At 63.6% G+C, this 12,194-nt stretch carries 10 protein-coding genes; 2 read left to right on the top strand and 8 right to left on the bottom strand.

Features of this window, described 5'->3' with window-relative positions; all coding sequences use genetic code 11:
* Nucleotides 1-166 precede the first annotated feature (166 nt).
* The 7 genes from Q0L57_RS28880 to Q0L57_RS28850 form a co-directional block, all read right to left on the bottom strand.
* Nucleotides 167-625 (bottom strand): hypothetical protein, encoded by a 459-nt coding sequence (locus Q0L57_RS28880; protein ID WP_296746498.1) that lies wholly within the window; start codon nucleotides 623-625, stop codon nucleotides 167-169.
* 99 nt (nucleotides 626-724) lie between these two features.
* Nucleotides 725-1,900: an MFS transporter gene (locus Q0L57_RS28875; protein ID WP_296746497.1), complete on the bottom strand. Its 1,176-nt coding sequence runs from the start codon at nucleotides 1,898-1,900 to the stop codon at nucleotides 725-727.
* Nucleotides 1,901-1,920: 20 nt separating this feature from the next.
* Nucleotides 1,921-2,661 (bottom strand): NUDIX hydrolase, encoded by a 741-nt coding sequence (locus Q0L57_RS28870; RefSeq protein ID WP_296746496.1) that lies wholly within the window; start codon nucleotides 2,659-2,661, stop codon nucleotides 1,921-1,923.
* A gap of 72 nt (nucleotides 2,662-2,733) precedes the next feature.
* Nucleotides 2,734-3,168, bottom strand: a complete 435-nt coding sequence (locus tag Q0L57_RS28865) for a DUF983 domain-containing protein (RefSeq protein WP_296746495.1) — start codon at nucleotides 3,166-3,168, stop codon at nucleotides 2,734-2,736.
* A complete protein-coding gene (gene rnr, locus Q0L57_RS28860; RefSeq protein ID WP_296746494.1) occupies nucleotides 3,169-5,478 on the bottom strand; it encodes a ribonuclease R in 2,310 nt (769 codons plus the stop codon).
* Between the two features lie 6 nt (nucleotides 5,479-5,484).
* Nucleotides 5,485-8,052 (bottom strand): type I DNA topoisomerase, encoded by a 2,568-nt coding sequence (gene topA, locus Q0L57_RS28855; protein ID WP_296746493.1) that lies wholly within the window; start codon nucleotides 8,050-8,052, stop codon nucleotides 5,485-5,487.
* A 292-nt stretch (nucleotides 8,053-8,344) separates the two neighbouring features.
* On the bottom strand, nucleotides 8,345-8,722 hold the full coding sequence (locus Q0L57_RS28850) for a hypothetical protein (protein ID WP_296746492.1): 378 nt from the start codon (nucleotides 8,720-8,722) through the stop codon (nucleotides 8,345-8,347).
* Between the two features lie 166 nt (nucleotides 8,723-8,888).
* Here Q0L57_RS28850 and Q0L57_RS28845 point away from each other — a divergent pair, with 166 nt between their 5' ends.
* Complete coding sequence (locus tag Q0L57_RS28845; RefSeq protein ID WP_296746491.1) at nucleotides 8,889-9,635, top strand: cytochrome c biogenesis CcdA family protein; 747 nt, start codon at nucleotides 8,889-8,891, stop codon at nucleotides 9,633-9,635.
* Nucleotides 9,636-9,732: 97 nt separating this feature from the next.
* On the opposite strand, the gene Q0L57_RS28840 is transcribed toward Q0L57_RS28845, so the two are convergent.
* Nucleotides 9,733-10,278: a hypothetical protein gene (locus Q0L57_RS28840; protein ID WP_296746490.1), complete on the bottom strand. Its 546-nt coding sequence runs from the start codon at nucleotides 10,276-10,278 to the stop codon at nucleotides 9,733-9,735.
* Between the two features lie 405 nt (nucleotides 10,279-10,683).
* Here Q0L57_RS28840 and glmU point away from each other — a divergent pair, with 405 nt between their 5' ends.
* Nucleotides 10,684-12,051: a bifunctional UDP-N-acetylglucosamine diphosphorylase/glucosamine-1-phosphate N-acetyltransferase GlmU gene (gene glmU, locus Q0L57_RS28835; protein ID WP_296746489.1), complete on the top strand. Its 1,368-nt coding sequence runs from the start codon at nucleotides 10,684-10,686 to the stop codon at nucleotides 12,049-12,051.
* Nucleotides 12,052-12,194 lie beyond the last annotated feature (143 nt).

Here is a 12,194-nt window from a genome sequence, read left to right as displayed (position 1 = left end):
CACGGGGAAAACACCCGGACGCGGGAAACTTGGCGCGACACATAAAGAACGCGCCTGGAAAGTCAAGCCCAAGCCGGCATGGATGCCATGCCGCGTGACGCCAGAGACCTTATCCTTACAAGCCAGCGCCGGATCCCTACAAGCCAACGCCGGCCATTTCCCGCCGTCACGCGCCGTGACCGGCCAGAACCACGGCCTTCTTCCAATCTCCCGTCGTGTTCCACCAGCGGTTCGGATTGGCGCGGTCGTCGAGCCCCTTGGAACGGCTGGCAAGTAGCGGCGAGATACGGATCACCGGCTCCTGGTAGGAATGGGCCTGGAATATCGCCTCGACGACTCGGGCGGCGAGCGGCTGGTCGTCGGGGATCTCGAACGAGACCTCGACCGTGCCTGGCCGGCGGCGCAACTCTCTTTCGGCGCCGGCGGCCGCCCCTTCGAGCGGCCTGTAGCGCTCGATACCTTGCGCGGACTGATAGGCATTGCCGTCATACTTGCCCATGCGAAGCGGCGTGATTGCCACCACTGCTTCCATGATGCGCTCGACATCCGCGGCCGGCGCCTGGAAGCTGACCAGCAGAAGCAATTCCATCCTGAGAGATCTGGTTTCAAAGCCGCTGTCGATCATTTCCGTCTCTCCTCGCTCTACCTGCGTTGGAGCGACGGTATAGCAGGGGTGCTGCTGACATGGTGATGTCAGCATGGCCCCGTGCTCCGGCGACTTTGTTCAAAGAATCTTTCGCACCAGCCTGACGCTGACCAGGGCCATGTAGGCCGCGAAGAACAGGGCGAGCGACCAGCCGAAGCCGGAGGGTCCGAAAGCGTCCATGCCGATGCCGATCGCTTGCGGGCCAAGCACCATGCCGACGCCATAGCAGAGCACGAAGGCGGCATTGGCGGACGCCAGTTCGTGGCCGGAAAGCTGCGATCCCAAATGCGCGAGGCCGATCGTGTACATGGCCGCGACGACGCCGCCCCAGACGAACAGCAGCGCGGCCATCAAGTGCCAGTTCTGCGCGAAGTAGGGCATGAAGATCGTGCCGATGAGCCCGACCGTGGCGCAAGCCAGAAGCAGGTAGCGCCGGTCCGAAACGCGGTCGCTGATCATGCCGATGGGGATCTGCAGGAGCACGTTGCCGAGGCCGATCATGGTGAGCAACAGAGCGGCGTCGGCCTCGGAATAACCGATACGGCTGCCATAGACGGGAAACAGCGCAAAACCGCCGGTTTCGACGGCGCCGAAAACCAGCACCGCGAATGTCGCGGTCGGCACCATCCAGATATAGCGCAGGAAGTGGCTGGTTTCGCCGTCGGCGACGATCGCCGGGCTCTCGTTGCGCGCGGCGATCACCGGGATGGCGGCAAGCGTCACCAGTCCTATGGTGACGCCGAAAGGCAGGAAACCGGTCGAGCCGAGATGAGCGAACAGCCAGGGGCCGGCGGCAAAACCGAGCGACAGCACCGTGGCATAGATGCCGAGCACCAGACCGCGACGCTGCGGCGGCGCGGATGTGCTGATCCAGAACTCCGAAAGGATGAACAGCACCGTCAGCGAGATGTGCAGCACGACGCGCAGCGGGAACCACATCCAAAAATCAGGCGCGAAGTGGAAGCCGACAAAGGCAAGCGCGCCGGCGGCGATCATCAACAGCATGGTCCAGGCGACACCGAGTCGCATGGCGAGCGGGGTGGCGAGCGGCGCGCCGGCGATCGAGGCGAGGCCGGCGACGGCTGTGTTGAGGCCGATCATCGAGGCCGAATGACCTCGCGATTCGAGGATGACGCTGAGCAGCGGCATGCCGAGGCCGATGGCTATGCCGACGACGCTGATCGAGGAGATCGCGGCGATCATCGGTAGCCAGTGTACGCGTTCGTCGCCCTGTTGCTGGGTATCGACCGTCATGAGATGCAAATGCTCAATTTCTAAAGGACTTCACGGAGGAAGCGGTTGCGGACGAGCCTGAAGAAAGGCACGGGCCCGCCAGGACGCAGCAAGGGATCGTGGGCGAGCCGCTTCTCCAGTTCCTCCAGGATCATCCGGGTAATATCGGGAATATCGGCCTTGCGGGCCTCGGCCAAGGAGAGCCAGACGAGTTCTTCCAGCTCGTTGGTCGGGCCGCCGTCGGGCAATTCCACGGCGACGTCGTCGCGCCAGGCGCTGAAGAAGCGCGTGTCGAAACGGCGCACGCGGTTGGGAGGGGTGATGGCGCGGGCAACGAAGCGCAGCATGTCCAGCGATGGGGCAACGCCGTGCTCGACAAAGCCCTGCCAGTCGCGCTTGGTCGTCGCGAAGACGCCCTTGCGGCCGATCAGCAGCCCGGCTTCCTCATAAGTTTCGCGAATTGCCGACAGGGCGATGGCGCGGGCGCGCGCGGCGCTCGGCCGCCCGGGACCATTGGCCAGCCGCGCCTCTTCCTCCCGGTGAAGGGGAGCGGCCACGGGAATGCGGCTGTCGGCGGGGTCGGTGCGGCCGCCGGGAAAGACGAACTTTCCGGGCATGAAGGCATGGCCGGCATGGCGCCGGCCCATCAGCACCAGAACGTCCTTGCCCTTGCGGTCGAGCAGGATGAGGGTTGCGGCATCGCGCGGACGAAGCGGCCGGCCGCTGTGCACGGCCAGACCCTTATCGAGTTTGTCGATATCCGCCTTGGTCATTCCATTCATGCGCTCGACCTAGCCGAAACTTCCCGCCTGGGAAAGTGGCTTGCGTGCTCGGGCCTTTGAACCAGCCCGTTCCTAGGCCTGGGAATGCGGTTCGAACTCGTCCTTCTCGCCGCCGAAGCCGTGCATATAAAGCGCCCATTGCAGACCGATGACAGCTCCCTTGACCGGCTGCAGCAGGACGAGGGCGAGGATGATGGTCAGCGGCACCCAGATCAGGGCGTGCTGCACGTTCGAAAGCGTGGTCATGGCTTCGACGCCCATGAAGGAGCCGAGCACAATGTGGCCGACGATGACGATCACGAGGTAGGCAGGGAGGTCGTCCGCGCGATGGTGGTGAATCTCCTCGCCGCAGACGCTGCATTTGTCGACGGTCTTGGTGAAGGCGCGGAACAATTTGCCTTCGCCGCAATGCGGGCAGCGGCCGAGCATGCCGCGCTTGATCGCCGTCCACAGCGGGCGCGCGACACGGCCTGAATGGTGCTCACCGCCAAAAACCTGTTCTTCCATCTATCGTCTCCTGCCGCGCGGACCGGATCGCGACTGCGACGCGCGGGCGCGGCCCTTGGCCTTGTGGAACGACCGCCTTGAGCCTGGCAGTGGCTTGGGGTCGCTCAGCATCTCGAAACGCATCGCGCCGGCCATTGGTGCGACCTCGACCAGCCGAACCTCGACGCGATCGGCAAGCTGATAACCCTTGCCGGTGCGCTCCCCGAACAGCGATCGGGCCGTTTCGTCGTAGATATAGTAGTCGCCGTTCAGGCTTGACACCGGGATAAAGCCATCCGCGCCGTACTGAGGCAATTGGACAAAGAGTCCCGCCTTGGTGACGCCGGAGATGCGCGCGTCGAAGGTATCGTTGACGCGCTCGGCAAGGTAAGCCGCGATCAGACGGTCGACCGTGTCGCGTTCGGCGGCCATGGCGCGGCGTTCGGTGGCCGAGATCAGCGCCGCGACTTCCTCCAGCCGATCGGCCTCGACCTGCGTCAGGCCGCCGGAACCAAGGCCGAGCGCGGCGATAAGCCCGCGGTGCACGATCAGGTCGGCATAGCGGCGAATCGGCGAGGTGAAATGCGCATAGCGCCTGAGGTTGAGGCCGAAATGGCCGATGTTCTTGGGCGAGTATTCTGCCTGGCTCTGCGAACGCAGCACCACCTCGTTGACCAGCGCTTCGTTGTCGGCGCCGCGCACGCGCTCCAGAATGCCGTTGAACTGGCTTGGCCTCATCTGCGCGCCGCGCGCCAGCGACAGGCTCAGTGTCTGGAGGAAATCGCGCAGCGATTCCTGCTTGGCGAGCGAAGGCGCATCGTGGATGCGATAGACCAGCGGCTCCTTCTTCGCTTCCAGCGTCTCGGCCGCCGCGACATTGGCCTGGATCATGAACTCTTCGATGAGCTTATGGGCGTCGAGGCGGTCCGGCACGACGACCCGGTCGACCGTGCCGTCCGGCTTGAGCAGGATCTTGCGTTCCGGCAGGTCGAGCTCCAGCGGCTGGCGGGCGTCGCGGCCGCGCTTCAGCACGGCATAGGCATCCCACAGCGGCTTCAGGACGCTGTCGAGGATGGGCCGCGTCTTGTCATCCGGCGCGCCGTCGATCGCAGCCTGTGCCTGCTGGTAGGCAAGCTTGGCCGCGGATTTCATCATGACGCGGTGGAAGGAGTGCCTGAGCTTGCGGCCTTCCGCCGAAAAGGTCATGCGAACGGCGATCGCCGGTCGGTCCTCGCCTTCACGCAGCGAACAGAGGTCGTTCGAGATGCGTTCTGGCAGCATCGGCACCACACGGTCCGGAAAATAGACCGAGTTGCCGCGTTTCAGCGCCTCGCGGTCGAGCGGCGTGCCATAGCGGACATAGGCCGCGACATCGGCGATCGCCACCGTGGCGATGACGCCGCCAGGATTCTTCTCATCCGTGTCGGGTGTGGCGAAGACCGCGTCGTCATGGTCCTTGGCGTCGGCAGGATCGATGGTCACCAGCGGCAGGTCGCGCCAGTCCTCGCGGCCAGCCAGCGCTGCCGGCTTCACCGCATCGGCCTCCGCAATCACATCGGCCGGAAAAATATGCGGGATGTCATGGGCGTGGATGGCGATCATGGAGACCGCCTTCTCGCTGTTCAGCGAGCCGAGCACCGCCAGAACCTTGGCGCGTGGCAGGCCATAGCGCGAAGCGCGCGCGGGCTCGACCTCGACGAGATCGCCGTTCTTCGCGCCGTTCTGGAATTCCTTGTCGACGATCAATTCAGGCTGGCGGCGCTCCACCGGCTCGATGCGGAAGCTACCGTCCTTCAGGACACGGAAGACGCCGAGCACTGCATCGCTGCGCTTCTCGAAGACCTTCATCACCCGCCCGGTATAGGCCGGGCCGCTGGTGTCCTCGGAGGGGAAGGTCTTGGCGAGAACGCGGTCACCGATGCCCGGGGCGGGGCCGCTGGCGCCGCGCGAAATGCGGATGGCGATGACGGGCGGCGAACCGGAGCCGGTGTACTCGGTCGGATGCGCCAACAGAACACCGTCGGCGTCGCGGCCGAAAATGTCCAGCACGGCGACATGCGGCACGGCGCCGGCGCGGGAAAGCCGCTTGCGTTCCTTGGTCAGCAGGCCTTCGTCCTGCAGGTCGCGGAGCAGGTCCTTCAGCCAGATGCGGTCCTCGCGGCGCAGCGCGAACGCCTTGGCGATCTCGCGCTTTCCGGACCGATCGGGATTTTCGGCGATATAGCGCAGGACCTCGTCGCGCGATGGCCGGTAGTCGTCCTTGACCACCTTGGCCCTCGTGTCGGCGCCGCGCGGATCGCCGTGGCTTCTTCCGGAGATCCTGCGCGCCACGCCCTGCTATCCTTTCTTCGCTGCCCTGCGGAAGGGTTTTTTGCCGCCTCCGCCCTTGGCTTCCTTCTCGGCGATCAAGGCGAGCGCTTCCTCCACCGTCACCGATTGCGGATCCTTGCCCTTGGGCAGCGTAGCGTTGACCTTGCCGTAATTGACATAAGGGCCGTAACGGCCGTCGCGCACGGTGATCTTGCCGCCACCATCGGGATGGTCGCCCAGTTCCTTCAACGCCGCGGGCGTGCTGCCGTTGCGGCCGCCTTTGCCCTTTTGCTGCTTCTCGGCAATCACCGAGACCGCGCGGTTCAGGCCGATCGAGAAGACGTCCTCGATGCTTTCCAGGTTTGCGTAGGTGCCGTCATGCAGCACGAAGGGCCCGTAGCGGCCGAGGCCGGCCGAAATCATCTTGCCGGTCTCCGGGTGCTTGCCGACATCGCGGGGCAGGGCAAGCAGCGCCAGCGCCTTTTCGTGATCGATCGACTCGGGCGTCCAGCCCTTAGGCAGGCTCGAGCGTTTGGCTTCCTTGCCTTCGCCACGCTGGATATAGGGGCCGAAGCGGCCGCTGCGCAGCGTGATTTCCTCGGCGGTATAAGGGTCCTTGCCGAGCAGCTTGACGCCGTCGTCGCCATTGCCGTTCTCGCCATTGGGATTGGCGGCGTCGCCAAGCTGGCGTGTGAAAGAGCATTCGGGATAATTCGAGCAGCCGACGAATGCGCCGAACTTGCCGAGCTTGAGCGACAGGTTCCCGGTGCCGCATTTCGGGCAGATACGCGGATTGGAGCCGTCTTCACGCTCAGGGAACACCAGCGGCGCGAGCTCATCGTTGAGCGCATCGAGCACGTCGGTGACGCGTAGTTCCTTGATGTCGTCGACCGCGCCAGAGAAATCCTTCCAGAAGTCGCGCAGCACATCCTTCCAGGCAAGCTTGCCATCGGAAATCTCGTCGAGCTTTTCCTCGAGCGAGGCGGTGAAATCATATTCGACATAGCGCTCGAAGAAGCTTTCCAGAAAGGCCGAGAGCAGCCGTCCCTTGGCTTGCGGCACCAGGCGGCGCTTATCGATCGTGACGTACTCACGATCCTCCAGGGTCTTCAGGATCGCCGTGTATGTCGACGGCCTGCCGATGCCGAGTTCTTCCAGCTTCTTGATCAGCGAGGCTTCGGAGTAGCGCGGCGGCGGCTCGGTCGTGTGCTGGGTAGCGTTGATGGCCTCACGCGCTAGCTGTTCGCCGGAGCGGATCTCGGGCAGGCGGCGGCTTTCCTCGTCCTCCGCGTCGTCGTCCTTCTGATCGGTGTAGGCGGCGATGAAGCCGTCGAAACGAACGACAGATCCGATCGCGCGCAGCTCGGCGGTGCGGGCGCCGTTGACCGCCTCGATCTCGACCGTGGTGCGTTCGATCTCGGCCGGCTGCATCTGGCTGGCGATGGCGCGCTTCCAGATCAACTCGTAGAGGCGAGCCTGATCGGCGTCGAGATATTGCCTGACGGAAGCCGGCGTGCGCTTGAAGTCGGTCGGGCGGATCGCTTCATGCGCTTCCTGGGCGTTCTTGGCCTTGGCTGAGTAGTAACGCGGCTTTTCGGGCAGATATTTTGCGCCGAACTCGCTGACGATGGTGTTGCGAGCGCCTTCGATCGCCTCCGGCGCCATCTGCACGCCGTCGGTTCGCATATAGGTGATGAGGCCGGCGGTCTCGCCGCCGATATCCATGCCCTCATAGAGCTTTTGCGCCACTTGCATCGTGCGGGTGGCCGAGAAGCCAAGTCCCGAAGAGGCGGCCTGCTGAAGCGTCGAGGTGGTGAACGGCGGGCCAGGATTGCGTTTGGTCGGCTTGGCCTCGACCGAAAGTGCCTTGAAGGTTGCGCCTTCGAGCATTCCCTTGATGTCGTCGGCCTGCTCCTTGTTGGCGATGTCGAGCTTCTGCAGCTTCTTGCCGGCAAAGGCGGTCAGCCGCGCCTCGAAACTGTCATTGCGCGGCGTGTTGAGGATGGCGGCGATCTGCCAGTATTCCTCGCGGATGAAACGCTCGATCTCGGATTCGCGATCGCTGACGAGGCGCAGCGCCACCGATTGCACGCGACCAGCCGAACGGGCGCCCGGCAGCTTGCGCCAGAGCACCGGCGACAAGGTGAAGCCGACGAGATAGTCGAGCGCGCGGCGGGCGAGATAAGCGTCTACCAGCGGCGCGTCGATCTGGCGCGGATTGGCCATCGCATCCAGGACAGAGGCCTTGGTGATGGCGTTGAAGACGACGCGGCTGACCGGCTTGTCCTTCAGCGCCCGCTTCTGCTTGAGAACTTCGAGCACATGCCACGAGATGGCTTCGCCTTCGCGATCCGGGTCGGTGGCGAGGATCAGCCCGTCGGCGTCCTTGACCGCTTTGGCAATGTCGGCAAGGCGCTTGCCCGAAGCGGTATCGACCGACCAGGACATGGCGAAATCCTCGTCGGGGCGCACCGAGCCGTCCTTGGCGGGCAGATCGCGGACATGGCCGAACGAGGCCAGAACCTTATAGTTCTTGCCGAGATATTTGTTGATTGTCTTCGCCTTGGCCGGCGATTCGACGACGACGACGTCCATGAGGTCTCTTAATCATTGTGAGGCGGCGGAAGAAATTCCGCGGCGCGACGAAATCCCACTCTTTTCGTCGCTCACATGGCCGCGCTTTTGCAATCGGTCAAGGGGACGCAGCCAAATTGCGAAGCCGCGAGAAGCGATACACTCTTAGAGTGTATGACGAAGATCACATTTTTAGGGATACAGGCATCCAAGCTTCAACTCACGGTGAACCCGGGCCGCCCGGACAAAATCCAGACAGCATCGAACTGGCCGCCTGCGCCTTGTCGCACGGCCAGCCCGATATCAGGAAATATCAATCGGCCTTGGCGACGTGCCAGGCGTTGGCAATACCTTCGCCGGTCATGTCGCCGGCCTTCTTGTCCTTCACGAATGTGTAGACCGGCTTGCCGTCATAGGCCCACATCTTGGTGCCGTCGGTGCGGTCGATGACCGTCCATTCGTCCTCGGCCTTGGCGCCGGCCTCGGCCTTCAGCGGCGGCCAGTTGGCGGCGCATTTGTCGTAGCAACTGGACTTGCCCTTTTCGTCCTTGTCGTAGGTGTAAAGCGTCATGCCCTTGGCATCGGTGAAGATCTTCTTGCCGCCGACATCGGCTTCCTTCCACGCTTCGGCGGCGTGGGACGCAACAGCGCCGAGCAAGAGGGCGGCAAACCCGAACGCAATCGATTTCATGACGATCTCTCCCTGGGAACAGCACGCGGCAATCGCGCGCCTGTCCATTTCAACGCACAGGCGGGAGAGTTTCTTCCTCCATGAGGCGGCGACATGCCACACAATGGTGATTGGCAGAGCAGCCACCGCGTCGCTATATCGGCGCCAGCACAATCGGGGTCAGCACATGGCATTGGACATCGGCTATGTCAGCGCGGTCGGGGCAGGGGCAATCTCGTTCCTGTCGCCTTGCGTGCTGCCGCTGGTGCCACCTTACCTCTGTTACATGGCCGGCGTCTCGGTCGACGATTTCCGCGGCAATCAGAGCGTGACGGCGCGCGAAGGCGCGCGCGGCGCGCTGCTTTACGCGTCGCTCGCCTTCGTGCTTGGCTTTTCGACGGTGTTTGTCGCGCTGGGCGCCGGTGCATCTACCATCGGCAGGCTGTTGCGCGTCTGGCAGGAGCCGCTGGCGATGGTGGCCGGCGCGCTGATCATCATCATGGGCCTGAACTTCCTGGGCATCCTGCGCATTCCGCTTCTGTCGCGCGAGGCGCGCTTCCAGTCGCAGGGCAAGCCAGCCAGCACGATCGCCGCCTATGTCATGGGGCTGGCCTTCGCGTTCGGGTGGACGCCTTGCATCGGTCCCGTGCTCGGGCCGATCCTGACCCTGGCCGGCGGCCGCGAAACGGTGGGCGAGGGCGCGTTGCTGCTCGCCGCCTATTCGCTCGGCCTCGGCATCCCGTTCCTGATCGCGGCTCTCTTTTCAGGCGCCTTCATGCGCTTCCTCGGAAAATTCCGAGTCCATCTCGGCCGCGTCGAGAAGGCGATCGGCGGGCTTTTGGTCGTCGCCGGGGTGTTCTTCCTTACCGGCGGCGTGCAGAGCGTGTCCTACTGGCTTCTGGAGAATTTCCCGGTACTCGGGCGGCTGGGATAGGCAGCGCGGATTGGCGGGCTTACCTAGCCCGCCACAGCCTGTAGGGTTTCTCATTGGCAGGCGAGGCTTTGCCGCCTAGCCGAACGGGCGTTTCAGTTCACTTGGGGCAAATGCTTTCCAACTGGGCGTGACCCAAACCGCCGCAGAATACCGAGACCGCCGCCTGGGCAGAGCCGCTTCTGCTATTGCTCCCAACGCCTCCGGTTCCGCCGGTGCCTCCGGTTCCGCCAGTGCCTCCGGTTCCGCCAGTGCCTCCGGTCCCGCCGGTGCCGCCAGTGCCTCCGGTCCCGCCGGTGCCTCCGGTCCCGCCAGTTCCACCGGTTCCGCCAGTGCCGCCGGTTCCACCAGTGCCGCCATTCCCGTTGCCGTTGCCGTTACCGTTACCTATGCCGGTATTGCCGTTGCCATTGTCATTGCCATTGCCGATACCGGTGTTGCCATTCCCATTGCCGTTACCGTTGCCGATGCCGGTGTTGCCATTGCCGTTTCCATTACCGTTGGCGGCACCGGAATTGCCGTTGCCATTGCCGTTGCCATTACCGATGCCGGTGTTGCCGTTGCCATTGCCACTTCCGACAGACATCGCCGAGGAGTAACCAGTAAAAGCAACAAGGATTGTTGCCACGAGAAGGATCTTTTTCATAACCGCATCCTCTTGCTGAGATGTGCGTACTCGCTACCTTGTTGCCGGCGGCCTGTTGGCGACGGCAAGGTTAACGAACTCATCATCCGTCGATGCGGAATTTAAACAATTGTGATTTACCCGCGTTTTGAGTCAGGTTTTAAGCTGTCTTCCCCGTCGGTTTTTCCGACTTTGCCGGGAAAAGCCCGACAGAAAAGCTCGGTCAGGGTTTGTGGCGCAGGGGCATCCGGCGGCGGCTGGTTGCGGCGCATTGCTGCTTGTTTCCACGCTCGTCCATGGCCGATCGCGGTGCCGCGGATCGAGACCCGGTTGCTCGACCATCTCACCGGAATTTAACCGCATTGGTGCAGCATCAACCCGCTGCTAGCATGCATTGATTGAACCCTTTCATATGGTTGCCCGTCCATGAGCCAGAGATCCTGCCTGTCCGTCATCCTCGCCGCCGGCGAAGGCACGCGCATGAAAAGCGCGATGCCCAAGGTATTGCATCCGATCGCCGGACTGCCGATGGTCGCTCACGTGGTGAAGGCGGCGGAGGCGGCCGGAGCGACGGGCGTAGCGCTGGTGATCGGTCACGGCGCCGAGGAGATGCGCAAGGCGGCACAGAAATTCGCGCCGAAGGCCGAGACCTTCGTACAGGAAAAGCGGCTCGGCACCGCGCATGCGGTCCTTGCCGCACGCGAAGCGGTTTCAAGAGATTACGACGATGTTCTGGTGATGTTCGGCGACACGCCCCTCATCGATTCCGAAGCGCTGGCCGTTGCGCGCCAGAAGCTGGCGGAAGGGGCGTCTGTGGTCGTCATTGGCTTCCGCACCCCAAACCCCACTGGATACGGGCGCCTGATCGAAAGGCGCGGAAAGCTGTTTGCCATCATCGAGGAGAAGGATTGCAGCGAAGACGAGAAGAAGATCACCTTCTGCAATGCAGGGATGATGGCGATTGCCGGCAAGCAGGCGCTGCAACTGCTCGAGAAGGTCGGCAACAACAATGCCAAGGGCGAGTTCTATCTGACCGACATCGTTGAGATCGCTGGAGCGCAAGGTTTGGCCGTGGTGGCCACGGAAGCCAGCTTCGAAAACGCGCTTGGCATCAACAACCGTGTCGAACTCGCCGAGGCGGAGCGTGTCTGGCAGGCGCGCCGGCGGCGCGAGGCGATGCTGGCAGGCGTGACGCTGATCGCGCCGGAGACAGTGTACTTCTCGCATGACACCGAGATTGGCGCCGACACGGTGGTCGAGCCGGATGTCTGGTTCGGTCCGGGCGTCAAGATTGCCTCCAGCGCCAAGATCCACGCCTTCAGCCATATCGAAGGCGCAACAATAGCGTCCAACGCCGATGTCGGGCCGTTTGCGCGGCTTAGGCCTGGCGCCGATCTTCGGGCAAAGGCCAAGGTCGGCAATTTCTGCGAGGTGAAGCAAGCGACGATCGAGGAGGGCGCCAAGGTCAATCACCTTACCTATATCGGCGATGCGCGTGTGGGCGCCGCCGCCAATATCGGCGCCGGGACCATCACCTGCAATTATGACGGCTTCTCGAAATTCTTCACCGACATCGGCGAGGGCGCCTTCGTGGGATCGAATTCCTCGCTGGTGGCCCCGGTCACCATCGGCAAGGGCGGCTACGTCGCCTCCGGCAGCGTGATCACCGAAAGCGTGCCGGACGATGCGTTGGCTTTCGGTCGCGCGCGCCAGAAGACCCTGCCGGGCAAGGGCAAGGAGTTGAGGGAGCGTTTCGCTTCGGCGGCAGTGGCACGGAAAAAGGCCGCGGAGTGATCAGGCTGAGCTTTCTGCGGGCGTTGTCGTTCGAACGATGACAGGCTCAGGCCGCAAATGGTTGGATCATCCGATAGCGGAAACCGGCAATGGCGACCGGCGAGCGCCGCCAGCCTGCGGTGCCGTGAGACGGGCATTTGCGG

Origin of the sequence: Mesorhizobium sp., assembly GCF_024509055.1 — a bacterium.
Classification (GTDB): domain Bacteria; phylum Pseudomonadota; class Alphaproteobacteria; order Rhizobiales; family Rhizobiaceae; genus Mesorhizobium.
Note: the sequence above shows the minus strand (reverse complement) of the source record. Positions and strands in the feature narration are given on the sequence as shown.